Annotated in this window: 27 protein-coding genes, 1 tRNA gene, 3 pseudogenes and 1 riboswitch; of the genes and pseudogenes, 9 read left to right on the forward strand and 22 right to left on the reverse strand. The window is 71.5% G+C overall.

The genetic code is table 11. From position 1 onward, the window contains the following. Nucleotides 1–19 precede the first annotated feature (19 nt). The 8 genes from ACZ5DS_RS08895 to ACZ5DS_RS08930 form a co-directional block, all read right to left on the reverse strand. Nucleotides 20–1,228: an LLM class flavin-dependent oxidoreductase gene (locus ACZ5DS_RS08895; protein WP_468235339.1), complete on the reverse strand. Its 1,209-nt coding sequence runs from the start codon at nucleotides 1,226–1,228 to the stop codon at nucleotides 20–22. 125 nt (nucleotides 1,229–1,353) lie between these two features. Then, nucleotides 1,354–1,473 (reverse strand): putative leader peptide, encoded by a 120-nt coding sequence (locus tag ACZ5DS_RS08900; RefSeq protein ID WP_468235341.1) that lies wholly within the window; start codon nucleotides 1,471–1,473, stop codon nucleotides 1,354–1,356. Between the two features lie 99 nt (nucleotides 1,474–1,572). Further along, the gene (locus tag ACZ5DS_RS08905; RefSeq protein WP_468235342.1) at nucleotides 1,573–2,592 is read right to left on the reverse strand and encodes an ABC transporter substrate-binding protein; all 1,020 of its coding nucleotides are present in this window, start codon (nucleotides 2,590–2,592) and stop codon (nucleotides 1,573–1,575) included. 54 nt (nucleotides 2,593–2,646) lie between these two features. Further along, entirely contained in the window at nucleotides 2,647–3,429 is a 783-nt protein-coding gene (locus ACZ5DS_RS08910) for an amino acid ABC transporter ATP-binding protein (protein WP_468235344.1), read from the reverse strand. Further along, nucleotides 3,426–4,406, reverse strand: a complete 981-nt coding sequence (locus tag ACZ5DS_RS08915; RefSeq protein ID WP_468235345.1) for an amino acid ABC transporter permease — start codon at nucleotides 4,404–4,406, stop codon at nucleotides 3,426–3,428. Before ACZ5DS_RS08915 ends, ACZ5DS_RS08910 begins: the two co-directional genes overlap by 4 nt. Before the next feature lie 170 nt (nucleotides 4,407–4,576). Then, nucleotides 4,577–4,726: a hypothetical protein gene (locus ACZ5DS_RS08920; protein ID WP_468235346.1), complete on the reverse strand. Its 150-nt coding sequence runs from the start codon at nucleotides 4,724–4,726 to the stop codon at nucleotides 4,577–4,579. Nucleotides 4,727–4,759: 33 nt separating this feature from the next. Continuing rightward, nucleotides 4,760–4,870: riboswitch (SAM riboswitch) on the reverse strand. A 78-nt stretch (nucleotides 4,871–4,948) separates the two neighbouring features. Continuing rightward, nucleotides 4,949–5,836 carry a glutathione S-transferase C-terminal domain-containing protein gene (locus ACZ5DS_RS08925; RefSeq protein WP_468235348.1) on the reverse strand — a complete coding sequence of 296 codons (888 nt, stop codon included), beginning with the start codon at nucleotides 5,834–5,836 and terminating at the stop codon, nucleotides 4,949–4,951. A gap of 135 nt (nucleotides 5,837–5,971) precedes the next feature. After that, the gene (locus ACZ5DS_RS08930; RefSeq protein ID WP_468235349.1) at nucleotides 5,972–6,094 is read right to left on the reverse strand and encodes a putative leader peptide; all 123 of its coding nucleotides are present in this window, start codon (nucleotides 6,092–6,094) and stop codon (nucleotides 5,972–5,974) included. Nucleotides 6,095–6,192: 98 nt separating this feature from the next. Here ACZ5DS_RS08930 and ACZ5DS_RS08935 point away from each other — a divergent pair. Both ACZ5DS_RS08935 and ACZ5DS_RS08940 read left to right on the forward strand, forming a co-directional pair. Next, nucleotides 6,193–6,773, forward strand: a pseudogene (locus ACZ5DS_RS08935) (proline racemase family protein); the annotation flags it as partial. A 17-nt stretch (nucleotides 6,774–6,790) separates the two neighbouring features. Beyond that, entirely contained in the window at nucleotides 6,791–7,489 is a 699-nt protein-coding gene (locus ACZ5DS_RS08940) for a GntR family transcriptional regulator (RefSeq protein ID WP_468235351.1), read from the forward strand. Between the two features lie 10 nt (nucleotides 7,490–7,499). Here the strand turns inward: ACZ5DS_RS08940 and ACZ5DS_RS08945 are convergent, their stop codons facing one another. From ACZ5DS_RS08945 to ACZ5DS_RS08960, 4 genes are all read right to left on the reverse strand, one after another. Beyond that, nucleotides 7,500–8,432: a Dyp-type peroxidase gene (locus ACZ5DS_RS08945; RefSeq protein ID WP_468235352.1), complete on the reverse strand. Its 933-nt coding sequence runs from the start codon at nucleotides 8,430–8,432 to the stop codon at nucleotides 7,500–7,502. A 99-nt stretch (nucleotides 8,433–8,531) separates the two neighbouring features. Continuing rightward, nucleotides 8,532–9,164, reverse strand: a complete 633-nt coding sequence (locus ACZ5DS_RS08950; RefSeq protein ID WP_468235354.1) for a DUF1345 domain-containing protein — start codon at nucleotides 9,162–9,164, stop codon at nucleotides 8,532–8,534. Between the two features lie 98 nt (nucleotides 9,165–9,262). Continuing rightward, nucleotides 9,263–9,336 (reverse strand) — tRNA-Pro (locus tag ACZ5DS_RS08955). Between the two features lie 45 nt (nucleotides 9,337–9,381). Then, nucleotides 9,382–10,809, reverse strand: coding sequence for an MFS transporter (locus ACZ5DS_RS08960; protein ID WP_468235356.1), 1,428 nt, complete (start codon nucleotides 10,807–10,809; stop codon nucleotides 9,382–9,384). A 218-nt stretch (nucleotides 10,810–11,027) separates the two neighbouring features. On the opposite strand from ACZ5DS_RS08960, the gene ACZ5DS_RS08965 reads away from it, so the two are divergent. Continuing rightward, complete coding sequence (locus tag ACZ5DS_RS08965) at nucleotides 11,028–11,606, forward strand: TetR/AcrR family transcriptional regulator (protein ID WP_468235358.1); 579 nt, start codon at nucleotides 11,028–11,030, stop codon at nucleotides 11,604–11,606. 2 nt (nucleotides 11,607–11,608) lie between these two features. On the opposite strand, the gene ACZ5DS_RS08970 is transcribed toward ACZ5DS_RS08965, so the two are convergent. From ACZ5DS_RS08970 to ACZ5DS_RS08980, 3 genes are all read right to left on the reverse strand, one after another. Then, nucleotides 11,609–11,815: a hypothetical protein gene (locus ACZ5DS_RS08970; protein ID WP_468235360.1), complete on the reverse strand. Its 207-nt coding sequence runs from the start codon at nucleotides 11,813–11,815 to the stop codon at nucleotides 11,609–11,611. A gap of 247 nt (nucleotides 11,816–12,062) precedes the next feature. Then, nucleotides 12,063–12,944 (reverse strand): dioxygenase family protein, encoded by an 882-nt coding sequence (locus tag ACZ5DS_RS08975; protein ID WP_468235361.1) that lies wholly within the window; start codon nucleotides 12,942–12,944, stop codon nucleotides 12,063–12,065. Nucleotides 12,945–12,976: 32 nt separating this feature from the next. Next, a complete protein-coding gene (locus ACZ5DS_RS08980; RefSeq protein ID WP_468235363.1) occupies nucleotides 12,977–13,528 on the reverse strand; it encodes a hypothetical protein in 552 nt (183 codons plus the stop codon). A gap of 130 nt (nucleotides 13,529–13,658) precedes the next feature. On the opposite strand from ACZ5DS_RS08980, the gene ACZ5DS_RS08985 reads away from it, so the two are divergent. Continuing rightward, a complete protein-coding gene (locus tag ACZ5DS_RS08985; RefSeq protein ID WP_468235365.1) occupies nucleotides 13,659–14,003 on the forward strand; it encodes a cupin domain-containing protein in 345 nt (114 codons plus the stop codon). On the opposite strand, the gene ACZ5DS_RS08990 is transcribed toward ACZ5DS_RS08985, so the two are convergent. Continuing rightward, nucleotides 13,993–14,997 (reverse strand): LacI family DNA-binding transcriptional regulator, encoded by a 1,005-nt coding sequence (locus tag ACZ5DS_RS08990; RefSeq protein ID WP_468235366.1) that lies wholly within the window; start codon nucleotides 14,995–14,997, stop codon nucleotides 13,993–13,995. The genes ACZ5DS_RS08985 and ACZ5DS_RS08990 overlap by 11 nt on opposite strands. 143 nt (nucleotides 14,998–15,140) lie before the next feature. Here ACZ5DS_RS08990 and ACZ5DS_RS08995 point away from each other — a divergent pair, with 143 nt between their 5' ends. Then, entirely contained in the window at nucleotides 15,141–16,301 is a 1,161-nt protein-coding gene (locus tag ACZ5DS_RS08995; protein WP_468235368.1) for a Gfo/Idh/MocA family protein, read from the forward strand. Here ACZ5DS_RS08995 and ACZ5DS_RS09000 read toward each other — a convergent pair. Then, entirely contained in the window at nucleotides 16,282–17,313 is a 1,032-nt protein-coding gene (locus tag ACZ5DS_RS09000; protein ID WP_468235370.1) for a LacI family DNA-binding transcriptional regulator, read from the reverse strand. The two genes, ACZ5DS_RS08995 and ACZ5DS_RS09000, sit on opposite strands and share 20 nt — an antisense overlap. A 110-nt stretch (nucleotides 17,314–17,423) precedes the next feature. On the opposite strand from ACZ5DS_RS09000, the pseudogene ACZ5DS_RS09005 reads away from it, so the two are divergent. From ACZ5DS_RS09005 to ACZ5DS_RS09015, 3 genes and pseudogenes are all read left to right on the forward strand, one after another. Next, a pseudogene (locus ACZ5DS_RS09005) lies at nucleotides 17,424–18,598 on the forward strand (phytanoyl-CoA dioxygenase family protein). Between the two features lie 15 nt (nucleotides 18,599–18,613). After that, nucleotides 18,614–19,438 (forward strand): SDR family oxidoreductase, encoded by an 825-nt coding sequence (locus ACZ5DS_RS09010; RefSeq protein ID WP_468235372.1) that lies wholly within the window; start codon nucleotides 18,614–18,616, stop codon nucleotides 19,436–19,438. Between the two features lie 96 nt (nucleotides 19,439–19,534). Next, on the forward strand, nucleotides 19,535–20,539 hold the full coding sequence (locus ACZ5DS_RS09015) for a Gfo/Idh/MocA family protein (RefSeq protein WP_468235374.1): 1,005 nt from the start codon (nucleotides 19,535–19,537) through the stop codon (nucleotides 20,537–20,539). Between the two features lie 243 nt (nucleotides 20,540–20,782). On the opposite strand, the gene ACZ5DS_RS09020 is transcribed toward ACZ5DS_RS09015, so the two are convergent. The 5 genes from ACZ5DS_RS09020 to ACZ5DS_RS09040 all read right to left on the reverse strand — a co-directional run bounded on the left by ACZ5DS_RS09020 (nucleotide 20,783) and on the right by ACZ5DS_RS09040 (nucleotide 25,040). Beyond that, nucleotides 20,783–21,025 carry a hypothetical protein gene (locus tag ACZ5DS_RS09020; RefSeq protein WP_468235375.1) on the reverse strand — a complete coding sequence of 81 codons (243 nt, stop codon included), beginning with the start codon at nucleotides 21,023–21,025 and terminating at the stop codon, nucleotides 20,783–20,785. Nucleotides 21,026–21,117: 92 nt separating this feature from the next. Then, nucleotides 21,118–22,026, reverse strand: a complete 909-nt coding sequence (locus tag ACZ5DS_RS09025) for a sugar phosphate isomerase/epimerase family protein (protein ID WP_468235376.1) — start codon at nucleotides 22,024–22,026, stop codon at nucleotides 21,118–21,120. A gap of 1 nt (nucleotide 22,027) precedes the next feature. After that, nucleotides 22,028–22,939 (reverse strand): ATP-binding cassette domain-containing protein, encoded by a 912-nt coding sequence (locus ACZ5DS_RS09030; protein WP_468235377.1) that lies wholly within the window; start codon nucleotides 22,937–22,939, stop codon nucleotides 22,028–22,030. A gap of 5 nt (nucleotides 22,940–22,944) precedes the next feature. Beyond that, nucleotides 22,945–24,021: an ABC transporter permease gene (locus ACZ5DS_RS09035; RefSeq protein ID WP_468235379.1), complete on the reverse strand. Its 1,077-nt coding sequence runs from the start codon at nucleotides 24,019–24,021 to the stop codon at nucleotides 22,945–22,947. Next, nucleotides 24,021–25,040: a sugar ABC transporter substrate-binding protein gene (locus ACZ5DS_RS09040; RefSeq protein ID WP_468235381.1), complete on the reverse strand. Its 1,020-nt coding sequence runs from the start codon at nucleotides 25,038–25,040 to the stop codon at nucleotides 24,021–24,023. The genes ACZ5DS_RS09035 and ACZ5DS_RS09040 overlap by 1 nt, the downstream gene beginning before the upstream one ends. A 174-nt stretch (nucleotides 25,041–25,214) precedes the next feature. Between ACZ5DS_RS09040 and ACZ5DS_RS09045 the strand changes: the two are divergent. Beyond that, nucleotides 25,215–26,425, forward strand: a pseudogene (locus ACZ5DS_RS09045) (thiamine pyrophosphate-dependent enzyme); the annotation flags it as partial. Between the last annotated feature and the right edge of the window lie 151 nt (nucleotides 26,426–26,576).

The raw sequence follows: 26,576 nt of genomic DNA on the forward strand, positions 1-26,576 counted from the left end.
GGTCGTACGGTCCTTCGGCTCAGGCGACGGCAGTGGCGTAGCGGTTGGCGGGGCGGGCGAGGCCGAGCAGACCGCGCAGGGTGCCGGCCTCGTAGGCGTGCCGGAACAGGCCCCGGCGCTGCAGCTCGGGCACGAGTTCCCGGCTGATCCGGGGCAGGTCGTGGCCGAGCACGGCGGGCCGCAGCCGGAATCCCGTCAGGCCACCCTCGCTCAACTCCTTGAGCAGATCGGCGAGTTGCGCGGCCGTACCGGCGAAGATGCGCGCGTCACTCGTGTACGGCTCCCCCGCGAGGGCGTCGAGGCGCTCGCGGCGGGCCGCGGCCGCCGCCCGGTCGTCGTCGAGGAAGACGACGAGGTCGCCGAAGACGTGCAGCGGCTGGTCGGCGCGGCCTGCCGCGGCCTGCTCGGCACGTATCTCGGCGACGATCGCACGGGCCTGGTCGACGTCGTGCGGGGTCACGTATCCGATGTCGGCCTGCCGGGCCACGAGCCGGTAGGGAATCGTGTCGTGGGCCAGTGCGGTGACGACCGGCTGCCCCTGGGGCGGGCGGGGCGTGATCGAGGGGCCCTTGACGCTGAAGTGCCGGCCCGCGAAGTCGATGTAGTGCAGCCTGTCCCGGTCGACGAAGCGGCCCGTGGCCGCGTCCCGGATCTCCGCGTCGTCCTCCCAGCTGTCCCAGAGCCGGCGTACGACCTCCACGTGGTCCGCGGCCTCGTCGAACAGCTCGGCGACCAGCCCCCGGGCGAACGGGCTGTCGTAGGCGTCGATCTGGGGGAGCGTGCGGCGGCCGAAGTGGGCCGCCTCGTTCGGCCGGGCGGTGATCTGCACGCGCAGTCCGGCCCGGCCGGTGCTCACATAGTCGAGGGTGGCGATCGCCTTGGAGATGTGGAACGGCTCGGTGTGGGTGGCCACCACCGTCGGCACCACGCCTATGTGCCGGGTCAGCGGGGCGATGCGGGAGGCGATGAGCACGGCGTCGAGGCGGCCGCGAACCTGGTCGGTGCGGTCGTCCGGTTCGAGGAAGCGGGAGGACTGCGGGCCGAGGCCGTCCTCGATGGTCACGAAGTCGAGCAGGCCGCGCTCGGCCTCGGCGACCAGGTCGGCCCAGTAGCCGGCGGTGAACAGGTCCCGGGGCCGGGCCACCGGCTCGCGCCAGGAGGCCGGGTGCCAGCCGGTGCCGTCCAGGGCGACGGCAAGATGCAGGGAAGGGGAGGGCGTTGAGGACACGTGGGTGCCTTCCTGGAGGTCCGTACATGAACACCGGCTCGCGGCGTGGGGCGTCGGCGGCGGGCGAGGACGGCAGGCTGAAGCCGGGGCGTGGCTCGAACAGGAGCCGTCAGGCCGGGGAGACGTCAGGGGCGACAGAGTGCGCCGGCCACGCGCTGGAGGTCTATGTGCGGCCGGGAGTGAAGACGGACGGAGCGGTACGCGTGCGGGGCGCGCAGCGCGAGGAGACGGCTCACGGCCCACACCTCCGTCCATCGGGCGCGGCGGGCCGGGTCGGCGTCCGCCTGGCGGATCTCGTCATGAGTCGGAACGCCCGGGCGGTGCCGGATGTTCCCGTCGACCGGTCAGGAGTTGTTCAATGGCAGCCCGGGCGGGTTGACCTCGGCCTTGCCCACGGCCTCGGCGGACAGGTTGTAGGCGGCCAGCCACTTGGCGTACTGCCCGTTCCTGATCAGATGGTTGATGGCGTCCGCGATCGGCTTGGCGAGCCCGTTGTCCTTCTTCGTGGTGGCCGCGATCAGGCCCTGGAGGCCGGCGCCGGCCCCGGAGAAGGTTCCCGCACTGCGCGTCGGGTGGGGCGAGTCGGCGGACTGCTTCTCGTGGTAGGCGAGGCCGGGGTTGGCGCCGAAGTACGCGTCGATCTTGCCGCCGGTGAGGGCCAGGTAGGTGGCGTTCTTACTGGCGAAGTTCTTGACGGTGAGGGTCTTGCCCTCCTGCTTCAGCTTCGTCTGCCACTCCAGCAGGATCTTCTCCTGGTTGGTGCCGTTGTCCACCGCGACCGTCCTGCCCGCGAGGTTCTCGTAGTCGCCGTCGAAGTTCCAGGTGCTCTTCTTCAGCACTTCGAAGCCGAGGTTGTCCTTGCGGTAGGAGGCGAATTCGTACTTCTTCTTGCGTTCCTCGGTGTCGGTGATGTTGGAGAAGCCGACGTCGACCTTGCCGCTGTCGATGCCGACGAACATGTTCTCCCAGGTGAAGTTCTTCACCTCCGGCTTCAGGCCCAGGACCGCGGCGACCAGACGGCCGAAGTCGGGTTCGGCGCCGGTGAGGGACTTCTGGTCGGAGCCGACGTAGGCCAGCGGCGGGAAGCCGTCCGGGAGCGCACCGACGGCGATCTCCAGCCTGCCGGTTCTGCGGACGGACGCGGGCAGTTCGGCGCTGATCGACCTCACTTCGGAGACCTTGAGCCGGGTCTCGGTGGCCGCACCGTTGGACACCTGCCCCACGGTCACCGTACCGGCGGCGTCGGTCGTGGTCGCGGCGTCGCTGTCACCGCCGCAGGCGGCGAGCCCGGTGGCGAGGGTGGCGACGGCGGTCGCCGCGGTGATGCCGCGTGTCAGGCTGCGTCGGGAAAGGTGGCTGGGCATGGCTGTCCTTGTCGTTCGGTGGTGAAGGTGATGAGGGGTGCAACAGGGGGGAATTCAGAGGACCTTGCTCAGGAAGTCGCGGGTCCGCTCGTGCCGGGGCCGGTCCAGCACCTGGGCGGGCGGGCCCTGTTCGACGATCCGTCCGCTGTCCATGAAGACGATGCGGTCGGCGACCTCGCGGGCGAAGCCGATCTCGTGCGTGACGATGACGAGGGTGGTACCGCTGCTCGCCAGGTCCTTGATCACGGAGAGGACCTCGCCGACGAGTTCGGGGTCGAGCGCCGAGGTCGGCTCGTCGAACAGGATGATGCCGGGGCGCAGCGCCAGGGCGCGGGCGATGGCGACGCGCTGCTGCTGGCCGCCGGACAGTTGCCGCGGGTAGGCACCGGTGCGGTCGCCGAGGCCGACCCGGGTGAGCAGTTCACGCGCCCGCTCCTGTGCCTCCGCCTTGGTCAGCCGCCTGGTGGCGACGGGCGCGGCGGCGACGTTGTCGAGGACGGTCAGGTGCGGGAAGAGGTTGAAGTTCTGGAAGACGAAGCCGATCCGGCTGCGCTGGGCCAGGATGGCCCGTTCGCTCAGCTCCTTCAGCCGCTCGCCCTGCCGTCGTACGCCGATCAGCTCGCCGCCGACGCTGACGTACCCCCTCTCCGGTTTCTCCAGGTGGTTGATCACCCGCAGCAGTGTGGACTTGCCGGAGCCGGACGGGCCGAGGACGACGGTGACCTCGCCGGGGCTCACGGTCAGATCGATGCCGTCGAGGACGCGGTGGGCGCCGTACCACTTGTGGACGTCGTGGACTTCGAGAGCCGCGGGAGCGGACTCCAGGGTCTTGGTCATACGGCGGCCTCCCGGCGCAGCCGGGCCCTCAGGTCGGTGAGGCCGGCGCGCGCCTTCTGCAACGGGGTCGGCGGCAGGCCACGGGTGGCGCCGCGGGCGAAGTAGCGCTCGACGTAGTACTGGACGACGGACACGATGCTGGTGAGGATCAGGTACCAGACGGTGGCGACGAGCAGCAGCGGCACGATGTCGCCGGGGTAGGTGCTGCCCATCGTCTGCACCGAGCCGAACAGGTCGAGCAGCGAGACGTAGAACACCAGGGACGTGCTCTTGACCAGGCCGATGAGCTGGTTGACGTAGTTCGGGGTGATGGACCTCAGGGCCTGCGGGAAGACGATGCGGGTGAACTGGTAACTCTGCGGCAGGCCGAGCGCGGCCGCCGCCTCGTGCTGGCCCTGGTCCACCGAGAGGATGCCGCCGCGCACGACCTCGGCCGCGTACGCCGCCTCGTTGAGGCTCAGTCCGACGACGGCGACCGTCATGTCGGTGGCGAGCCGGGACTCGTCGAAGGTGACGAACGCCGGCCCGAAGGGGACGCCGAGGCTCAGCGTCTTGTACAGGGCCGAGAAGTTGTAGAGGAAGAGCAGGACGACGATGAGCGGTACGGAGCGGAACAGCCACGTGTAGGTCCAGCTCACCGCGCGCAGCACCGGGCTGCCGGATTGCCGGCCGAGGGCCAGCAGGATGCCGCCGAGCAGTCCGAACACGGCGCTGAGCGAGGCGACTTCGAGGGTGACGGCGAGCCCGTCGAGGATGGTGGGACGCAGGAACCAGTAGCGGAAACGGTCCCATTGATAGAAGGGGTTCGCAGCCAGTCCGTGCACGATCTGTGCGACGAGCACGAGGGCGACGGCGGTGGCGATCCACCGGCCGGGTCGGCGCAGTGGCTGAACTCGTTGTGCGGTAAGAGTTCTTGACAGGGTGTCGATGGATGGCGCCTCGACGAGGGACACGGCGGCGCCTGGGGGTTCACTCATGGCGGGCTCCGGCGGAGTCGGACACCCCGGGATCACGGCTTGTCGGCGTGGGCCACGACGGCGCTACGGCACGAACGGCACACGGGATCGCACGGGAACCGGGGGCTGGGCGGACAACGGCACACCGCACGCGGGGTGTGCGTCAGGAACGCGGGGGCTGAAAGGTGACGTCAGCCCCGGCAGCGGGCACGGCCCGGTGCGGTACACAGTGCGCTGTTGACGCGGAGCAGATCGACGGCGCGGTCGGCGACGAGGAGCCCGGCGTACGGCGCGACGCAGCTCCGGGTGCGGCTCGCGGCCGTCCTGGGAGCTGCGTACATGGCGTCACCTGTCACTGTTCCGGCCCCGCGGGGCCCTCGCGCTTACCGAAGACGTCGTCCGGTCCGGTCGTCACCTGGGGCACCCCACCGCGGTGCGAGGGTTGCCGGTCAGCGAGCCAGGGCTTGGCGCTGACGCTCATGACCGTTCTGAGCGGTAAGTAAGTCACTCGGCCGTTCGAATGTCAACGGCTGTCCGAGGATTGGACCTTGTCCGGCCCGCTCTCACCTGCGCGAAGTCCCCGTGGTGTCCGCGGCATGGCCCGTCCAGTCCAGGATCTGGACCGCGGCTCCGGCGGCCTCGAGGCCCTGGCAGTGGCCGTGGTGGCGGCGGGCGATGCCGTCGAGGTCCAGGTGGGCGCGGAAGGCGGGACGGGCAGCCAGGCGCCGGGCGTGGGCCCACACCGACGGGTGGCCGGCGATGCGCTGCACGGCGGAGGCGTCGAGGTGACAGCGGTGCACGGTGTCCAGCTGCACCAGGGCCACCCACAACTCGACGTCGGCGGCGGTGAGTCGGTCGTCGACGAGGTACTCCTCGCCCGCCAGGTACCGCTCCAGCCTGCTCAGCGTGTCCAGCAGCACATCGAGGGCCGCGGCCCGCTCGGCGGGGTCGGCGTCGGCCTGTCCGGCGCGCTGCGCGGCCTCCTGGATGCCCTCGGTACAGAGCCGTTCGACGGCCTCGATCTGGCTCTCCGTACCGCACGGATACAGCGAGAGGCGGCCGTCGCGAGGGAATCGGTCCAGGTCCCGCAGGATGTCCGGGGCATGGGTGCTGACGATGCGTCCGGACCAGTCGTCGCTGAGCACCGGCGCGAGCGCCGGCCCGGTGTAGTGGTGCGCGCTCGCCTCGTACAGCGGGCGCAGGTCCGAGTGGCCACCGCCGGGACAGTCCGGGAGCGCGGGCAGGAAGCTGACCGGACAGCTGTCGTCGAGGCCGAGGAGGCTGTGCCCGATGGCCAGGCGCAGCCCGTCGGGGCAGGCCGTGGACACATGCAGCCGGTAGCGGTGCGGCACGGCGTAGTGGCCGCTGCGCGCGTCCCGGCCGATCCGGCCCCGGAAGGCGGGCGCGGTGCGGTGGACGGACGGGACGGCGGCGAGCGGAGTGATGGACATGCGTCTCCCCTGATGCGGGCGCGCGGACGTACGCGCGGCGGAAGCGTCGTCGGTGGGTGGCTGCGCGGGGCGGACCCGGCTCGGCGGTGCGGGGCTCGCCGCGGGGACGGGCCCGGCTCGGCGCCGAGGGCGGTCTCAGCCCCGGGGGCTGATCGCGCTGCAGACACGCAGCAGGTCGATGTGCAGGCGGGAGGTGAGAAGGGGTGCGTACAACGGCGTACGGCCCGCTCGGCCGGCGACCGCTTCGAGGCGCACCATGGTTCCCTACCTATTCACTAGGATTCCCTCCCTGGAGTGTCGATCCGGCGTCGCACGACGTCAAGGGGGCGTCCACGCCTGGGACTCCGGGTGGGCGACAGCCGCCGAGCCGCCCCGACTGCGACTGCGACTGCGACTGGGGGGTGATCTACATCAAGGTCTCCGGCTACCTGCCGATGTGCGGGCACGGCACGATCGGTGTGGCGACCGTGCTGGTCAACGGCGGCAACTTCTACGCCATCCTGCCGCTGGAGGAGTTCGGGCTGCCCTTCGACCGTGCCCGCAAGGACGGCATCCTCGCCGCCGGAGCCGGTCCACCCGGAGGACCCGTCCATCCGCGGCTGCCATCACGTCCACCTGCTGGCGCCCGGCGTCAACCGCCCGCCACTCCCGGCATGCGATGGCCATCCATCCCGGCTGGTTCGACCGCTCGCCCTGCGGCACGGGTACGAGCGCGCGCATGGCGCAACTGTATGCGCGGGGCGAACTTCCCTTGCACGCCGAGTTCGTGAACGAGTCCTTCATCGGCGCCCGGTTCACCGGACGGCTGCTGGGCACGACCGAGGTCGCCGGCCTGCCCGCCGTCCTGCCGAGCTTCACCGGCCGCATCTGGATCACCGGCACGGCCCAGTACCTGCTCGATCCGACCGACCCGTTCCCGGAGGGCTTCGTCCTCTAGCCACGGATTAGACTTCGATGATGCGTGACATGGCACAGCGCCCGCAGCAGGCGAACCCACCCGCACTCCCCCGGCTGGGCGGCCGGCGGAGCAGCTTCCGCGAGCGGGTCGCCGACGCGCTGCGGGCCGCGCTGATCGCGGGCGAGCTGCTGCCGGGCGAGGTCTACTCGGCGCCGTCGCTCGCGGCCCGCTTCGGCGTCTCGGCGACGCCGGTGCGGGAGGCGATGCTGGACCTGGCCAAGGAGGGTCTGGTCGACACCGTGCCCAACAAGGGCTTCCGGGTCACCGCGGTCTCCGACAAGCAGCTGGACGAGTACACCCACATCCGTGCGCTCATCGAGATCCCCACGGTGGTGGACCTGGCCCGCACCGCCGACCGGGTCTCCCTGGAGGCGCTGCGCCCGGCGGCCCGGGAGATCGTCACGGCCGCGGCGGCGGGCGATCTGATCGCCTACGTCGAGGCCGACACGCGCTTCCACCTCGGCCTGCTCGCCCTGGCCGGCAACGCGCACCTGGTCGAGGTGGTGGCGGACCTCCGCAAGCGCTCCCGCCTCTACGGCCTCACCGCCCTGGTCGAGGCGGGCCGCCTGCTCGCCTCGGCCGAGGAGCACCTGGAACTCCTGGACGCCCTGCTGGAGCGCGACGAGAAGGCCGTACGGGAGATCATGACCCGTCATCTGGGCCATGTGCGCGGCCTGTGGGCGGCCCGGGACTGACCCCGCATGCTCAGCCGGGAGCGGCGGGAAGGTCGTCGAGGAAGGTCGCCGTCGGTACGTGGAACAGGCACCCGGTGACGGCCGTCGAGTAGTCGAGGATGCGGTCGTGCGCGGCCCGCCCGTCGCCGAGGAACATGTTCCTCAGCATGTGTTCGGTCACGTCCGGAGTACGTGCGTAGCCGATGAAGTACGTGCCGAACTCGCCCGTTCCCAGCGTGCCGAAGGGCATGTTCTCGCGCACGATCTTGCGCTCGTTGCCGTCCTCGTCGGTGATGGTGTTGAGCGCCACGTGGGAGTCGGCGGGCTTGACGTCGTCGGGGAGTTCGACGTTGGCGAGCTTCGTCCGCCCGATCACCTTCTCCTGTTCCTCCGCCGGTAGCGCGTCCCAGGCCGTCATGTCGTGCAGGTACTTCTGCACCACCACATAGCTGCCCCCGCGGAAGCCGGGGTCCTCGTCGCCGATGAACACCGCGTCGTTCGCGCGCCGGCCCCCGGGGTTCTCGCTGCCGTCGACGAACCCGAGCAGGTCGCGCTCGTCGAAGTACCTGAAGGCATGGACCTCGTCGACCACCGTGACCGCGCCGCCCAGGCACCGCGTGATGAGCCGGGCCAGTTCGAAGCACAGGTCCATGCGGCGGGCGCGGACGTGGAAGAGGAGGTCTCCCGGGGTGGCCGGGGCCCGGTGGCGCTCGCCGTTGAGTTCCACGAACGGGTGCAGGTGCCGTGGGCGCGGTCCGCGAAAGAGCCGGTCCCAGGCGTCCGACCCGATGCCGACGACGCAGGTCAGCCGGTCGTCGGGGGCGCGGAAGGCGACCGAGCGACACAGGCCGGAGAAGTCCTCCAGCAGGTCACGGACGGTCCCTTCACCACCGGGCGCGATGGTGACCACCAGGAACACGGCGGCTCTGGCGGGTTCGACGATCACGGCCTGCGACTGGGGCACGACCCGGCCTCCTCATGAGTGCGGCTCCGTCCGTCACGCGAGGGACCGTCCGTCCCTGGTCCCATCCTGCTGCGTCCGGAGCGAAACCGCGCGAGAACGTCACCCGCTGACGAACTGCACGACGAGGCTGATGGCGGTGGCGAGGATGCTGGTGCCGAAGACGTACGACAGCAGGGTGTGCCGCAGCACGATCGAGCGGATGGCCGTACTCGACACGGACGTGTCGGACACCTGGTAGGTCATGCCGAGGTTGTAGCTGAAGTAGAAGAAGTCGCGGTACGCCGGTGGCCGGCCGGAATTGAAGTCGATGCCGCCGGCGGCGGAGTAGTAGACGTAGGCGTAGCGGGTGGCGTACATCAGGTGCAGGGCGGCCCAGGCCATGAACACCCCGAACAGGGCCATCCCGGCGCCGATGTGGCCGGTGTCGGACCTGCCGACCAGGAGCAGCAGCACGATGGCGAGCAGTCCGCACGCGGCGACCGCCACGACCACGAGTTCGTCGAGGAGGGGCCGCAGGTCCTCACGCCGGGCGTTGCGGTGGGTGGCCGTGGCGTCCATGGGCCACAGCACGATCCAGCCCGCGAGGACGAAGGCCAGTTGCGTCGCGGCGATCCCGGCCAGCGCGCCCAGCGCCGGCCGGGTCGTCAGCCCGACGGTCGAGCCGACCACGGCTCCGACGGCGACCGCACCGGCCAGCCGGGGCACGGCGTCCAACGGCAACGAGATGCTCATGCGCCAGCAGAGTAGTCCGTGACCGGCGTGCGGCCCGCTGGACGGCGAAGGGTCGTGCAAGAAACCTCTTGCACGACCCTCGACCTGCGTTTCGCACGTCGGGACGACAGGATTTGAACCTGCGACCCCTTGACCCCCAGTCAAGTGCGCTACCAAGCTGCGCCACGTCCCGTTGCGACCTCACGCGGGGTGTCCCGCGTGATCACGCAGGTCAACCCTACCGCACGCGCGCGGGTGCCCGTGTCGCCCCCGCCGGAACGGCATCCGCCGTACGGCTCGTGCGGCGGACCGGGACGAGGAGGGCGGCGCCGGTCGCGGCCAGGCAGAGGAGGGCGAGCAGGGCCCAGCCGTGGGTGTAGCCGGAGGCGTAGGGCAGGCCGGAGGGCTGGAGGCGGCCGGTGACCAGGACGCTGGTGAGGGCGGCGCCGATGGAGCCGCCTATCGTGCGGATGTTGGCGTTCATGCCGGTGGCCGCGCCCGTCTGCTCGGGAGGGACGCTGCCCACGATCAGGTTGGCCATGGAGGCGAAGGCGAGTCCGATGCCGAAGCCGAACAGGCCCGCGACGACGGCGATCTGCCACTGCGCGTCATGCCAGAGGGTCAGGAAGCCGCAGGCCAGGGCGCCGAGTGCGGCGCCCGTGGTGAGCAACGCCTTGGCGCCGACGCGGGGTTCGAGCCGTCCGGACAGGACGCCCGACAGGAACATCGCGAGGAGCATGGGCAGCATGAGCAGGCCGGAATCGGTGACGCTCGCGCCGAAGCCGTAGCCGGCCGCGGACGGCGTCTGGACGAAGCCGGGCAGGAAGGACCAGATCGCGTACATGCCGGCGCCGAACAGCAGGGCGGCGGCGTTGGTCGTCCACACGGCGGGCAGGCGCATCACGCGCAGGTCGATGAGGGGGGTGCGGGAGCGGGCCTCGGTGGCCAGCCACAGCGCGAACAGCACCGCGGCGGCGGCGAACAGGCCGAGCACCTTCACCGAGCCCCAGCCCCATCGGCCGGCCTGGCTGAGCGGGAGCAGCAGGGCCACCAGCCAGGCCGACAGCAAGGCAGCTCCGAGCCAACTGACCTGCCCCTTGGCCGGGTTGGGCGACTCGGGGACGTAGCGCAGGGCGATCAGGACGGTCGCGGCGACGACGGCCACCGGGATCCAGAAGAGCCAGCGGTAGTCGAGGGCGGAGACGATGGGCCCGGCGGCCACCACGCCCACGCCGCCGCCCGCGGCGATCACGGCGGACAGGTTGCTGATGGAGCCGCTCACCTCGGACGGGGCGAACTCGTCGCGGATGATGCCGAAGGAGAGCGGGAAGAGGGCGCCGCCGACGCCCTGGACGACGCGGGCGACGATCAGCACGCCGATGGACGGGGCGAGCGCGGCGAGGAGACAGCCGGCGAGGACGGCCACCAGGACCGCGACGAGGGTGCGTTTCTTGCCGACGAGGTCGCCGACGCGGCCGAGGATCGGGGTGAAGACCGAGGCGGACAGCAGATAGGCCGTCATCACCCAGGTCGCGGTGGACTGCGAGGTGTGCAGCGCGTGCTGGACGGTCGGCAGGGCCGGTGCGATCAGCGACTGCAGCATGGCGAACACGCCGGCACCGGTCGCGAGGACCGCGAAGGTGAGGCGGCTGGACGTGCGGGGCATGAAGAAGCCTCTCCGGAATCCGTACGCGGAGGGTGGGAAGTCTGAGATGTCGGGCGGTGCGCCACGCGCAGGGCCCGTACCGTCGGGGTGCCGGGGAGCCGGCGCCGGGACGCGTCCGTCCACGGCGAAGCCACCCCCGCACTGCTAAAGTGGAGGTACCCCTCCACTGTAACGGAGGCATACCTCCGGTTCAACCGATTCCCTTCCGGGAGGCAGCTGTGACGGCCACGCCGTTCCCCGTCAGCGAGCTCGTCGCGGCCCGCCGGCCGCACCGCAAGGACGCCGCCCGCAACTACGACGCCCTGCTCGTGGCCGCCCGCGAGGCGTTCGCCGAGCACGGCGCGGAGGCTTCCCTGGAGGACATCGCCCGCCGCGCGGGCGTCGGCATCGGCACCCTGTACCGGAACTTCCCCACCCGCCGCGACCTCTTCGAGACCGTCTACGCGGACGAGGTCAACGCCCTGTGCCGGGCCGCGATCGAGCTGACCGACCGGGAACCGTGGGAGGCGCTCACCGCCTGGCTGGACCGGTTCACCGGCTACATGGTCACCAAGCGCGCGATCCGTGAGGCCCTGAACGACGAGTCGGACATCTTCGTGGCCTGCCGCGAGTCGATGTACGCGGCCGGCGGCCCGCTGCTGGAGCGCGCCCAGAAGGCGGGCGTGGCCCGGACGGACATGGACTTCGGCGATCTGCTGCGGATGGTCGCCGGCATCACGGCGACCGCGTTCGACGACGACGCCCAGCGCGACCGGGTGCTGTCCATCGCCCTGGACGGGGTGCGTACCGGCCGCTGAGGTCAGCCCTTCAGCGGGTGGCCGGGCGCCGGCGCGGCCGCGATGCGCTCGGTGATCGTCTGGGCCGTGTTGCCCTCGGGCGCCTTCTGTCCGACCATCGTGGACACGGCGATGGCCAGCCGCTTCTCGGGCAGATAGGCCTGTACGGCCGCGAAGCCGGCGAACGACGGGTTCTGCAGGACCCAGCCGTGCTGGTAGACGACGCCCACCCCGGGGCGGTGGTCCAGGACGGGTCCCAGTAGGTGGCGTCCTCGTAGGGGCCGCGTTCGTCGTCTGCAGCGCTGTGGCGAGCAGCGCGGCGGCACACAGGGGGCCGTACGGGCCCGGCGCGAGCGCGACCGTCGCACGCCCCGGGAGGCCACTGCGTCCCGTGCTGCGCCGGAAGCCGTACGGCCCACCGCACCCGGCATGCTTCCAGGGTGCGCCCGTGGTGTCCGGCCCGCAGCACGAGGAGCTTCAGGTGCGTTCCAGTACGAGGTCGAAGCGGGCGTGCCGGAACGGGTTCGGTACGCCGAACTCGCGGGCCAGCGACGGGTCGTCGGTCGGGGTGAAGTCCTTGACCAGGCTGTCCTTCACGGCGAACACCGCGTCCGAGTCGAGGTGGGCGCCGCCCGCCACGAAGAGGTGGGTGGTGACCGGGGCGTGGCCGTCGGCCGTCGCGAGGAAGTGGATGTGGGCCGGGCGGTACGGGTGGCGGCTGGTGGCCGCCAGCAGGGTGCCCACGGGGCCGTCGGTGGGGATCGGGTAGGTGCCGGGCACGCAGGTGCGGAACCGGAAGGCGCCCTCGGCGTCGGCGGTGAACAACCCGCGTCCGTTGCCGGGCGGTTGCAGGTCCGGGCGCTGCACGTCGTAGCAGCCGTGCCCGTCGGCCTGCCAGACGTCCAGGACCGCGCCGGGCAGCGGCGTGCCGTCGGCGGAGCGGACCCGGCCGCTGACCACGCAGGGTTCGCCGTCGCCCACCAGGTCGATACTGTCGCCGAGTTCCCGGGCGGGGGACTTGGCCAGGTGGAAGGGGCCGAGGACCGTCGACTCGGTGGTGCCGGGCGCGCTGTGGCCGTGCAGCGTCTCCACCAGCATGGACAGGCCGAGGACGTCCGAGAGGAGGATGAACTCCTGCCGGGTGTCCGTGCAGGCCCGGCCCGTGGCCGTCAGGAAGCCGATGGCCTGCTCCCACTCCGCCTGCGTCAGCCGGGTCTCGTGGACGAAGGCGTGCAGATGCCGGACGAGGGCGGTGAGCAGGTCGCGCAGCCGGGGGTCGGCGGTGGTGCGCAGGCTGTCGAGGGCCTGACGGGTCACGGCGTCGGCGTCTGTCTCGGGCGCCGCGTCTTTGGAGGTCATACCGACTCCATGCCCAGCGGCCCACCCGTCGCCTACTTGATGAGCGCGTTGGCCACCACCACGACCACCCCGAGCACCGCGTCCACGAGGCCGATGAGGGCGGCGGCCGGCCAACTGCGTGCCGACCAGCGAGCGGTGACCAGGCCGAGGGTGAAGAGGATCGCGATGTTCAGGGCGAACACCGGATACTCGACGCCCTTCGGGTGCCACCAGCCCCAGCCCGCGCCCGCGAGCAGGAAGACCGTCGGCAGGACGGCCGTGACCAGCGGCCACTCGTCGACGAGGCTGCGCAGCACGTCCCAGCGGCGGTGCGGGGCGCGCTCGGCGATGTAGTGGGCGTAGCCGTGGGCGAGGGCGATGGGGGTGCCCCCGCGTGAGCTCGATTCGAGCGTGGGGGAGAACGCGGTGACGAGCAGCCAGAGGGCGTCGTAGCGGCGGCTGATGGCGGAGCTGTGGCCTTCCTGGCTGAGGGCGGCGACCATCGAGCTGGCCAGGACGGCGCCGTAGACCCCGCCGAACAGGACGGCCTCGTGCGTGTCGTGCTGCCGGTGCGGCGCGGCCGCGGCCGCCGAGGAGTCAGCCATGCACCCAACGATCACCCGCGCCCCGCGCCGCCGCCAGTCCGGGCGGCCCGACGAAGTGTCCTCCCACCAGCCCCGATGCCGCACACTCTGTCGACGGCGAGGCGGGCCCGACGCTGGTTAGGGTCGCCCCATGACGCACAGCTTCGCGCTCCACATCCCCGACGCCGACCTCGAACCCGAGCCCCTCGACCCGGCGCAGATCGTCTCCGGGAACCCGGAGGTGACCGGGAAGGTGGTCTGGGAGTCGGCGGACGGCCGCCAGATCCGCGGGATCTGGCAGATCACGCCGGGCGTGGTCACGGACACCGAGGCGGACGAGCTGTTCGTGGTGGTCAGCGGTTCGGCGACGATCGAGGTCGAGGGCGGGCCGACGCTGCGGGTGGGGCCGGGTGACATGGCGGTGCTGCGCGCGGGCGACCGTACGACGTGGACCGTGCACGAGACGCTGCGCAAGGCGTACGCGATCAACCTGTGAGGTCTGGGGGCGCCGCGGTGGTGCCCCGGATCTCCAGCGTCGGTACGGCGAGGTGGACCCGGCCCGCTCCCCCGGGCGTCTCGAAGCGGTCCAGGAGGCAGCGGGCGGCGCGTCGGCCGACCTCGTGCGGCGCGGTGTCGACGGTGGTCAGCCAGACGTGCCGGAGGCGGGAGATGCTGGTGTTGTCGTATCCGGCCACCGACAGGTCGTACGGCACGCGCAGGCCCAGTTCCGCGGCTGCCGAGAGCGCGCCGACGGAGGCCATGTCGTTGACGGCGAACAGGGCGGTGGGCCGGTCGTGGCGGCTGAGCAGGCGTACGGTGCCCCGGTAGCCGCCCTCCTCGGTCAGGTCGCCGGGCTCGACCAGCGGCTCGGCGCCGTGCGCTCGCATGGCCGCCTCGAAGCCGTGCCGGCGCAGCTCGCCGACGGCGCCGTGGCCCGCGAGATGGGCGATCCGGCGGTGGCCGAGTCCGAGCAGATGCTCGGTGGCCAGCCGGGCCCCGAGTGCGTCGTCCCCGGCGACGACGTCCACGCCCGGCGGCTGCGGCTCGCGGGCGCCCGCCACGACCACCGGCATCCGCCGGGCGAGCGCGCCGAGCCCGCCCGCGCCCGGGACCGTGCCGACCACCACCAGGCCGTCGGCGCCGAGGTCCAGGAAGGGTTCGGCCAGGTCGTGGCCCATCCGACGGTTCAGACGGGCGTCGGCGAGCAGCATGTGGAGGCCGGCCGCGTGCAGCAGGGAGTTCAGGCCGTCGAGGAGGTCGACGAACCAGGGGTTGCGCAGGTCGTCGAGGAGGACGCCGACGGTGCGGCTGCGCTGCTCGCTGAGGCTGCGCGCGGCGGCGTTGGGCCGGTAGCCCAGCTCGCGTACGGCCTTCAGGACGGCGTCCCGTTTCTCGGCGCGGACCTGGCCCGAGCCGCGCAGCACCAGGGAGACCAGCGATTTCGACACTCCGGCCCGTTCGGCCACATCGCGGATCGTCGGCGGTCTCATGGGATGGACCGTTCCATGCGCCGTACCGGACTGTCAAAGGGTTGACACGGAACCATTCTCCCTTACCGAAGGGTTGACTCGTGCGCCATGTCCGTACAAAGGTGGCCCGGACAGGATGTGGACCGGTCCAAAGAGGGGCTGTCATGGTGGATGCGCTCGGTGTCGCCGTCGTCGGGTTCGGCTGGATGGGGCGGGTGCACACCCAGGCCTACGCCCGCGTCCGGCACCACTTTCCGCAGCTGCCCCTGCGGCCCGAGCTGATCGCGGTCGCCGAGGAGGTGCCGGGCCGGGCCGAGGAGGCCGCCGAGCGGTTCGGGTTCGCCTCCGCCACGCGCGACTGGCGCGAGGTGGTCGCCGACCCGCGCGTGCAGGCCGTCAGTGTCACCGCGCCCAACTTCCTGCACCGGGAGATCGGCGTGGCGACGGCCGAGGCGGGCAAGCACCTGTGGATCGAGAAGCCGGTGGGCCTGACCGCTGCGGACGCCCGCGCGGTGGCCGACGCGGTGGCCAAGGCGGGGGTCCAGGGAACGGTCGGCTTCAACTACCGCAACGCGCCCGCCGTGGAGGCCGCCCGCGACCTGATCGCCGCCGGGGAGATCGGCACGGTCACGCATGTGCGCATCCGCCTGTTCAGCGACTACGCGGCCCACCCGGACGGCGCCCTGACCTGGCGGTACGAGCGTGAGCGCGGCGGCAGCGGGGTGCTCGGGGACCTGGCCTCGCACGGCGCCGACCTGGCTCGCTTCCTGCTCGGGGACATCGCCTCCCTGACCGCCGACACCGCGATCTTCGTCCCGGAGCGGGCCCGCCCGGCAGGCGCCACCGCGGGTCACGCACTTGCCTCCGGCGGCGAACCTGGCCCGGTCGAGAACGAGGACTACGTCAGCTGCCTGCTGCGCTTCGCCTCCGGCGCGCGCGGTGTCCTGGAGGCCTGCCGGGTCTCGGTCGGCGAGCAGAACAACTACGGCTTCGAGGTGCACGGCACCAAGGGCGCGGTGTTCTGGGACTTCCGCAGGATGAACGAGTTGGCGGTCAGCCGCGGCACGAGCTACCAGGACCAGCCGGTGAGCACGGTGTATGTCGGCCCGGGCGACGGCGAGTTCGCCGCGTTCCAGCCGGGCGCGGCCAACGCGATGGGATACGACGACCTGAAGGTCATCGAGGCGTACCGCTTCCTGCGCTCGATCGCCGAGGGCACCCCCTGTGGCACCACCCTCGCCGACGCGGTGCACAGCGCGGCCGTGCTCGACGCCATGACGGAGTCGGCCGCGCGCGGGGCGTGGGTCAACCTGTCGGTGTCGTAGGCATGTTGTAGGGGGTGACCACCTGGATCGCGGACGGCAGGACCGGTCCGGCGGGCGGCAGGGCGCCGTGGAAGCGCATCACCTCGTGACAGGCCTCGCGCAGGTCGTGCCGCAGGTCGTGGTGGAGGACGGCGGACAGGCGGTGCTCGCGCAGCAGGCGGGTGTTGTCGTGGTCGAGGTCGTGCGCGACGAACACCGCGCAGTCGCGGCCGAGGTCGGCGAAGGCGCGCAGGGTGGCGTTGTTGCCGCCGCCGATGGAGTACACGGCGCGGATCTCCGGGTCGCGTTCCAGGGCGGCACGGACGAGGTCGTACTGGCTGGCGTCCAGGCCCTGTCCCTCGGCGATCTCCACCAGGGTGCGCTCCGGGTGCCGGGCCCGCATGACGCTCCGGAAGCCCATCTCGCGCTCCTCCTCGTTGCGGAAGAAGCCGCTGCTGAGGCTGGTGAGGACGTTGCCGGGCCGGTCGCCGAGCCACTGGCCCATCAGGTAGGCGGCGGTGGCGCCCGCGGCCCGGTTGTCGATGCCGACGTAGGCGAGGCGGCCGGTGGCGGGCAGGTCGGTGACCAGCGTGACGACCGGGATGCCGGCCGCGGTGAGCCGGCCGACAGCGGCGGTGACCTCGGGGACGTCCGGTGCCTTGAGGATCACGCCCTGCGAGCCCCGGCGGGCGATCCGGTCCAGCGTTCTGACCTGCTCCGCCGCCGGGCCGGTCTCGCGGAAGTGGAAGCGGGAGCGGACCACGGCCGGGTGCAGCGAGGGCAGCTCGGCCTCCAGGGCGGCCCGCACGGCCCTGGTGAACCGCTCGGGTGCCTGCACCACGATGTCGACCATGAACGTACGGCCGACCAGCCGGACCTGGGTGCGCTGCCGGTCCAGGTCGGCGATGGCCCGGTGCACCTCCCGGGCGGTGCTCTCCCGCACCCCTCCCCTGCCGTTCAGCACCCGGTCGACCGTGGCCTCGCTGAGCCCTGCCTGACGTGCGATTTCCCGGAGGGGGAACGGGTGGCCCATGGAACGGCTCCTTGACGGGTTTTTGATGGCTGCCTGCTGGTTGTTCGAGGGGTTTGTACTGACAAGAATGACAGGGCCGCGTCGCTCCCGTGACCGAAAGAAGGACACCGATGTCCCTCACCACTGCCGCAGGCCGGGCCCGGCTGTCCGAGGAGGACTGCGACCTCGATGCCTTCCGTGCGCTGGTCGGGAGGACGACCGATCTCGCCGCGTACCCGCATGCCACGTCCGTGGCCGAGAACGTGCTCGTCTACGACGGCGAGCGGCTGCGGGCGGCCGGCGACCGACGGGCCCTGATGGCCGAGCTGGTACGGGCCCTGGCCGACGGCCCCGGGATCGTGGTCGTCCGGGGTGCCTTCCCGGACCCGGCGGTGGTGGACCGGGTCACGGCCGTGTTCGAGGCGCTGATCGCCGAGCAGCGGGCCTCGGGCGCGCAAGCCGGGGACCACTTCGCGAAGGCGGGCGCCAACGACCGGGTGTGGAACGCGCTGGAGAAGACGGCCCTGTACGACCCGGAGGGGTTCGCCGACTACTACGCGAACGACGTGCCGGCCCTGGTCGCGGCGGCCTGGCTGGGCCCCGGCTACCAGGTGACCTCACAGGTCAACGTGGTCAACCCGGGCGGCGCGGGGCAGACCGCGCACCGCGACTACCACCTCGGCTTCCTGAGCAACGCCGTGGCGGCCGCCTACCCGGCGCACGTGCACCGCCTCTCCCCCGTGCTCACGCTCCAGGGTGCGGTCGCCCACTGCGACATGCCGGTGGAGTCCGGTCCGACGCTCTACCTGCCGTACTCCCAGCTCTTCGAGCCGGGCTGTCTGGCCTGGCGGCTCCCGCAGTTCCGGGCCCACTTCGAGGCGCACCACGTGCAGCTGCCGCTGCCCACGGGCGACGCGGCCCTTTTCAACCCGGCGCTCTTCCACGCCGCCGGGACGAACCGGACGGTGGACGTGCGGCGCACCGCCAACCTGCTCCAGATCTCCTCGGCCTTCGGGCGCGCCATGGAGACGGTGGACCGGGAGGCGGTGGCGAACGCGGTCTTCCCGGTGCTGCTGCAGCGCAGGGCCGGGGGCGCGGGCGAGGAGTGGCTGGAGAACGTCGTCGCGGCGAGCGCCGAGGGCTACCCCTTCCCCACCAACCTCGACAGCGACCCGCCGGCGGCGCTCTTTCCGGGCCGGCTCCGCCGTCGCAGGCGGACGTCGTGCGGCGGGCGGTGTGCGAGGAGTGGACGCCGAACCGTCTGAGAGCGCAGCTGCGGGCCGGCGCCGAGCGGCGCGAGAGCTGAAAGGGCAAGGACATCATGGGACTTCACGACGGACTTCTGCGCGACAAGGTCGTCCTGGTCAACGGTGGCAGCCAGGGGGTCGGCGCCGCGATCGCGCGGGCCGCCGTCCGTGCGGGCGCCGTCGTGGCCGTCACCGGGCGCCGCCCCGAACCCGGTGAGGGGCTGGTGGCCGAGCTGGCGGCGGCCGGCGCCAAGGCGATGTACGTCCGTGCCGACCTGGCCGACGCCGATCAGGCGAAGGCGGCCGTGGCCGAGGTGGTCGACGCGTACGGCCGGATCGACCGCCTGGTGAACTCGGCGGGGCTGACCTCGCGGGGCACCCTGCTGGACACGACGCCGGAGCAGTTCGACGCGCACATCGCGATCAACCTCAAGGGGCCGTTCTTCGCGATGCAGGCGGCGGTCTCCGACATGGTGTCCCGCAAGGCGCCCGGCACGATCGTCAACATCATCACCTCGTCGGCGCACGGCGGTCAGCCCTTCCTGGCGCCGTACGTCGCCGCGAAGGCCGGCCTCGTGGGCCTGACCCTCCCCCACGCTCGGCTTCGCTCGCGCGGGGGCACCCCCATCGCGGCGCACGCCCACCGCTTCGACCGGATCCGGATCAACGGCCTGAACATCGGCTGGACCGCGACGGAGGGCGAGGACGCCACCCAGCGTTCCTTCCACGGCGCCGGCGACGACTGGCGGGAGCAGGCCGCCGCGCGGCTGCCGATGGGCAAGCTCGGCCAGCCGGACGAAATCGCCGACTTCGTGGTCTTCCTGCTCTCCGACCGGTCCGGGGTGGTCACCGGTTCGGTGATCGACTGGGACCAGAACGTGGTCGGCGGCCTCGACTAGTGCCCCGGCAGGCAACGTTTGCCCGACGGGCGAACGTCGCCTGTTGGGGCACTGGCTCTCCCCTTCAGCACCATCGCACCTTAGGAGCTGCACCCCATGCGTATTGGAATCCTCGGCCTCGGCCGCATCGGCGCCTTCCACGCCGAGACCCTCTCCGGGCTCGACGCCGTCGAGTCCCTCGTGGTCACCGACCCGTTCGCGGACGCGGCCAAGGCCGCGGCCGAGCGGTTCGGGGCCGAGGTCGCCGACTCGCCCGAGGCGCTTTTGGCCGCCGGCGTGGACGGCATCGTCGTGGCAGCCGCGACCGACGCCCACCCCGCGCTGATCCGGGCCGGCGTCGAGGCGGGCGTCCCCGTCTTCTGCGAGAAGCCGGTCGCCCGCACCATGGCCGAGGGCGTCGAGGTGCTCAAGGCCGTGCAGGGCTGTGACGTGCCGATCCAGATCGGCTACAACCGCCGCTTCGACGCGGGCTTCGTCGCCGCGCGGGCCGCGGTCCAGGCCGGCGAGCTGGGCACGCTGCACACGGTCCGCTCGACGACCCTGGACCCGGCGCCGCCTCCGGCCGCGTACATCGCCGCCTCCGGGGGCATCTTCCGCGACTGCTCCGTCCATGACTTCGACATCATCCGCTGGGTCACCGGCCGCGAGGTCACCGAGGTGTACGCGGTGGGCGGCAACCGGGGCGCCGACTACATCAGGGAGGCGGGCGACGCCGACACCACCGGCGCGATTCTCACGCTGGACGACGGCACGATCGCGGTGGTCTCCAACTCCCGCCACAACGCCCGCGGTTACGACGTCCGCATGGAGCTGCACGGCTTCCAGGACTCGATCGCCGTCGGCCTGGACGACAAGCTGCCGCTCCGCTCGGTCGAACCCGGCGTGACCTTCCCGTCCGGCACCCCGCACGACTTCTTCATGGACCGCTTCACCGCGGCCTACCGCGCCGAACTCACCGCGTTCACCGAGGTCGTGGCCGGCTCCCGCCCGTCCCCCTGCACCATCGAGGACGCCTTGGAGGCCGGCTGGATCGCCGAGGCCTGCACGCTGTCCCTGCACGAGCACCGTCCGGTGACGATCGCGGAGGTGCGGGGGGCCTGACGGCCGGGGCACGGCCCACCGTGCCCCACCCGCACGCCTGCGGGCCGGGCCCCTGCAAGGGGCGCCGGCCCGCAGCCCGTCCGCCGGTCTCCGCGTGGATGACCTCGGCCACGCCGAACTCGAGGCGGACGTACCTGGGGACCTCCTCGACGGCCCTCGGTGACCACCATCGGAACCCCACCGAGAAAGCCCACCGAGAAAGCCCACTTGCCGCTCAGGCGGCGCCGTCCCGCTCAGTGCGGCTCAGAGGCAGTACCGCACCAGCCACTCGTCCGCGCTGTAGCGGTCGCGCGCCGGGTCGGGCAGGGTTGCCGGCCTGGTCTCCACCATGTCCTCCGGGCGTATCCGCTCGGGCAGACGGGCGAAGCGGCCGTGGCGCGCGGCGCCGGCCGCCTCGGTGGCCGGCTGTGGCGTCTCGGTGGCCGGCTGTGGCGTCTCGGCGGCCGGCTGGGGCGTCGTCTCGTGGAGTTCCGTACGGTCTGCCATGTCGTCCTCCCGTCCTCGCGGGCGTTCCCCCGTCGTTCTCAGAAACGCCCGCACGCCCCCGTTCGTTCCCGCCCCGCCCCGGACCGAACCCCTCAGGCGCCGCAGGACCTCAGGAACCTGCGCGTCCGGACCGCGATCGGCAGCGGCCTGTCGGGCTCGCACGGGTACATGTCCTGCTCGACGATCGCGAACAGCTCCACGCCGAGCCCCTGGGCCGCCTGCAGGACCGGGCCCAACTCCGGGATCCCGGACGGCGGTTCGCACATCACGCCCCGCTGCACCGCGGGCCCGAACGGCACCTCGTTCGCCACGACCTCGGCCAGGATCTCCGGGTCGACCTGCTTGAGGTGCAGGTAGCCGATGCGCTCGCCGTAGGTCTCGATCAGATTGACGCTGTCACCGCCGCAGTAGGCGTAGTGCCCGGTGTCCAGGCAGAGGTTGACCAGCTCGGAGTCGGTGGAGTCGAGGAAGCGCTCGACGTGGTCCTCGGTGTCGATGTGCGTGTCGGCGTGCGGGTGGACGACGATGTCGAGGCCGTACGTCTCCTTGACCTCGTGGCCGAGGCGCTCCATCCCCTTGGTCAGGTGCGCCCACTGCTCGGCCGTCAGCTCCGGCGGCTCCAGGATCTCGGCGGTCTTGTCGTCCCGCCAGAAGGAGGGGATGACGACCAGGTGCCGCGCGCCCATCGCCTGGGTGAGGGAGGCCACCTGGCTGACGTGGGCCCACGTCTCCTCCCACACGGAGGGGCCGCGGTGCATGCCGGTGAAGACCGTGCCCGCGGACACCTTCAGGTTCCGCCGCACCAGCTCGTCCGTCAGCCGGGCCGGGTCGGTGGGGAGATAGCCGTACGGGCCCAGTTCGATCCAGTCGTACCCGGCCTCGGCCACCTCGTCGAGGAAGCGTTCCCAGGGGACCTGCTGCGGGTCGTCCGGGAACCAGACACCCCAGGAGTCGGGGGCCGAGCCCACCCTGATGCGGTCCAGAGGGGTCGGGTTCGCCATGTCAGGTGGTCCTTTCCTGGGGGTTCGCCACGGGTGCGGTGAGGTCCTCCTCCTCGGGGAGTTCCTCCACGTCGACGCCCCGTACCTGCGACAGCTCGTGCTTGAGGGCCGCGAGTTCGGCGCCGCCGGCCATGTGGTTGGTCAGCTCCTCCAGGCTGATCTCGCTGCGCTCGGCGCTGAGTTCGAGGGTGCCCAGGCGCAGCACGGTGAAGTGGTCGCCGACCATGTAGGCGTGGTGGGGGTTGTGGGTGATGAAGATGACGCCGAGGCCGCGTTCGCGGGCGGCGGCGATGTACTTCAGCACGACACCGGACTGCTTGACGCCGAGCGCGGCGGTGGGCTCGTCCAGGATGAGGACGCGGGCGCCGAAGTAGACGGCGCGGGCGATCGCCACGCACTGGCGCTGGCCGCCGGAGAGCGTGCCGATGGGCTGCTCGAGGTCGTCCAGGACGATGCCCATGTTGCGCAGTTCCTGGTCGGCGGTCTTCTTCATGCGGTCGATGTCCAGGCGGCGGACCGGCCAGGGGCCCTTGGTCATCTCCGAGCCGAGGAAGAAGTTCCGCCACACCGGCATCAGGGGCACGGTGGCGAGGTCCTGGTAGACGGTGGCGATGCCCTTGTCGAGGGCCTCGCGCGGGGTGGTGAAGCGCACCGGGGTGCCGTCGACGAGGAACTCGCCCTCGGTGTGCTGGTGCAGCCCCGAGATGATCTTGATGAGGGTGGACTTGCCGGCGCCGTTGTCGCCGAGGACGCAGGTCACCTGGTTCGCGTGGACCGTGAGGTCGACGCCGTGCAGGGCGCGGATGTTGCCGTAGGACTTGCCCGCGCCGCGCAGTTCGACGATCGGGCCGTCGTGGGCGGGCGCGGCGTCCTGAAGGACGGCGCCGTGGGTTCCGGTTCCGTTCGTGGTCATCGGTGTCACCTCCGCGTCGCCGTGCGCTGGACCCACAGATTGATCAGGACGGCGCCGAGCAGCATCACGCCGAGGAAGGCCTTGAACCAGTCGGGGTTCCAGCCGGCGAAGACGATGCCCTGGTTGACCATGCCGAACATGAACGCACCGAAGACCGGGCCGATCGCGGAGCCGGAGCCGCCGGTGAGCAGACAGCCGCCGATGACCGCCGCGGCGATGTAGATCAGCTCCTGGCCGACGCCCTCACCGGACTGCACGGTGTTGAAGGAGAACAGCTGGTGCATGCCCACGAACCAGGCGCCGAGGCCGACCAGCATGAACAGCGAGATCTTGGTGAAGGTGACCGGGACACCGACGGCGCGGGCGCTGTCCTTGTTGCCGCCGACGGCGAAGATCCAGTTGCCGTACTTGGTGCGCAGCAGCACCCAGGTGGCCAGGGCCGCGAAGACCAGCCAGTAGAAGACAGTGATCTTCACCTCGACGCCGCCGATGTCGAAGGACGACGCGAAGATCTTCTTGGCCTGGTCGAAGCCGTCCATGTTGCTGATGTCGTCGGTGGCCACGTTGGTGGTGACCAGCTTGGTCACCGCGAGGTTGGCGCCCTGCAGGATCAGGAAGGTGCCGAGGGTGACCAGGAAGCTGGGCAGCCCCGTCTTGACCACCATCCAGCCGTTGAACGCGCCGATGGCGAGCGAGAGGACGAGGGCGACGATCACCCCGGTCCACACGTTCACGGTCAGCTGGTAGCTGAGCATGCTCGCGGTGAGCGCGGAGGTGATCACGGCGACGCCGGAGGACAGGTCGAACTCGCCGCCGATCATCAGCAGGGCGACCGGGAGGGCCATGATGCCGATGGTCGAGGACTGGTAGAGGACCGTCGCGATCGAGCTGCCCTGGCGGAGCGAGGGCGCCATGATCAGGAAGAAGGCCAGGACGGCCATGGCGCCCAGGAAGACTCCGACTTCGGGCCGGGCCAGCATCCTCAGGGCGAGGGGGCGCCGGGCGGTGCGGCCGTCCTTCTCCTCGGGGCCGGACGCCGGCGGCCTCCCGACCGCCGGCTCAGCCTGCTGGGTCATGCTCATCACCGGGTGCCCTTCGCGGCGAACTGGGCGACCTGGTCGACGTTGGACTTGTCGACGAAGGCCGGGCCGGTGAGCACCGGCTGCTCGCCACCGCCGCTGTAGTTGCCGTTGTTCTTGTACAGCCACAGGGAGTCGATCGCCAGGTAGCCCTGCAGGTACGGCTGCTGGTCCACCGCGAACTGGATGGTGCCCTTCTGAATGGCGTTGGTCAGGTTCTTGTTCAGGTCGAAGGTGGCGACCTTGGCCTTGCTGCCCGCGTCGCCCACCGACTGCACCGCGGTCAGCGCGAAGGGGGCGCCGAGCGTGACCACGTAGTCGATGGCGCTGTCCTGCTTCAGCTTGGCCGTGATCGTCGACTTCACGGACGGCATGTCGGTGCCGTTCACGTACAGCGTCTCAGTCGTGCCGGAAAACGTCTTCTTCACGCCGTCGCAGCGCTGGGTGAGGCCGATGTTGCCCTGCTCCTGGATCACACAGACGGCCTTCTTGGCGCCGACCTCGTTCAGCTTCTTGCCGAACGCCTCGCCCGCCACCGACTCGTCCTGCCCGAAGAACTCCAGCAGGCCGAGCTTCTTCCAGTCGCTGACCCCGGAGTTCAGGCCGACCACGGGGATCTTGGCCGCGGTGGCCTTGTTGACCACGTCCTTCATGGCGTCCGGCTTGGCCAGGGTGATCGCGATGCCGTCGACCTTCTGGTCGACCGCGTTCTGCACCAGGTTGGACTGGTTGCCGGCGTTCGGGTCGGCGGAGTAGATGAGCTTGACGTTGTCCTTGGCGGCGGCGGCCTCGGCGCCCTTGCGGACGATGTCCCAGAAGGTGTCGCCCGGCGACTGGTGGGTGACCAGCGCGACGGTCATCCGCGGGGTGTTCGCCTTGCCCGCCGAGGCGTTCGCCCCGCCCTCTTCAGACTTCTTCCCCCCGGAGCTGCTGGAGCAGCCGGCGAGGGTGAGTGCTGCCGCAGCGGCCATGGCGACGACGGGGGCCAGTCTGCGGGAGCGGGAGTGAGAAGAGCGGTCCATCGTTCCTGCACCTCACTGTGGATCGGGGGGAAGGACGCTGTTGCGTTGGGACGGGATACAAGTCCCTGCAGACCTCGCTGTCAATACTTTGTTAAGACATCATTTCACAAGCAGGTCCGAATGTAAGTACAAACCATTGACAGTGCCGCCCGTCGGAACCTAGACCTGGGAGGCATGAGCCACTCGACGAGTGACACGACGAGCCGTCCGACCGTCGCCCAGGCCCTGGCGCGATTCCTGTCCGCCCAGTACACCGCACGCGACGGCGAACGGCACCGGCTGATCGCATGCATCCGGGGCATCTTCGGACCCGTCGGACACGCCCGCCGGCCCGACCGCCTCTCGGCGCAGGCCGTGACGACGTCCACCGGCCCCGGCGCGACGAACCTGGTCACCGGCGCCGCCCTCGCCACCGTCAGCCGGCTGCCCGTACTGCTCCCGCCCGGCGACTACTTCGCCACCCGCTCGCCCGATCCGCTGCTGCAACAGCTGGCGCACCCCGGCCAGTTCGACACGTCGGTCAATGACACCGTGCGCCCGGTGTCCCGCTCCTTAGACCGGATCACCCGCCCCGAGCAGCTGATCCCGTCCGCGCTCCAGGCCATGCGCGTCCTCGCCGACCCGGCCGAGACCGGCGCCGTCACCCTCGCCCTGCCGCAGGACGTGCAGGCGGAGGCGTACGACCGGCCGGAGGAGTTCTTCGCCGACCGCACCTGGACCGTGCGCCGGCCCGCCCCGGACCCGGCGGAGCCGGCCGAGACCGTCCCGTCGATCTGGGAGGCCCGCAGGCCCCTCGTCATTGCGAGCGGCGGTGCCCATGACAGCCGCGCCGAGGACGCGCTGCGGGTCCTGGTGGACGCCACCCGCATCCCGGTCGCCGCCACCCAGGCCGGCAAGGGCTCCCTGCGGCACTACGACCCCGCCGACCTCGGCGGGATCGGCCACACCGGGGTCGCCGACGCCCTCACCCGCACCGCGTACGAGGCCGAGTACCGCGCAGGCGACGAGAACGCCGTACCGACCCGACCCGGACGCAGGTGCTCGGCGCGCTGGACGGGGCCGTCGGGGACGAGGACGTGGTCATCAACGCGGCGGGCTCGCTCCCCGGCGACCTGCACGAACTGTGGCGGGCCCGGTCGCGGCGCCAGTACCACCTGGAGTACGGCTACTCGTGCATGGGCTACGAGATCCGGCCGCGATCGGCGTCCAGCAGGCGGCACCGGACACGGTGGTGTGGGCGCAGGTCGGCGACGGCACCTGTCTGATGATGCCGACCGAGATCGTCATCGCCGCAGCCGGAACGGCTGCCCGTCAAGCCGGCCCTGGTCCGGAACCACGGGTACGCCGCCATCGGCGGCCTGTCCGAGTCGGCCGGCGGCGAGCGCTCCCCCGGCGGAGGCCTGGTGGGACGTACCCGTCGCCGAGACCGCCACCCGCGCGAGGCGGCCGTACACGCCCCCGAGGACTACGACCGCCAGGTCGCCGACCGCCGCCGGCACCTGTGAACCGCCCTACCCTGCCCGCGATATGGAAGAA

The organism is Streptomyces sp. NPDC031100, from assembly GCF_055570785.1.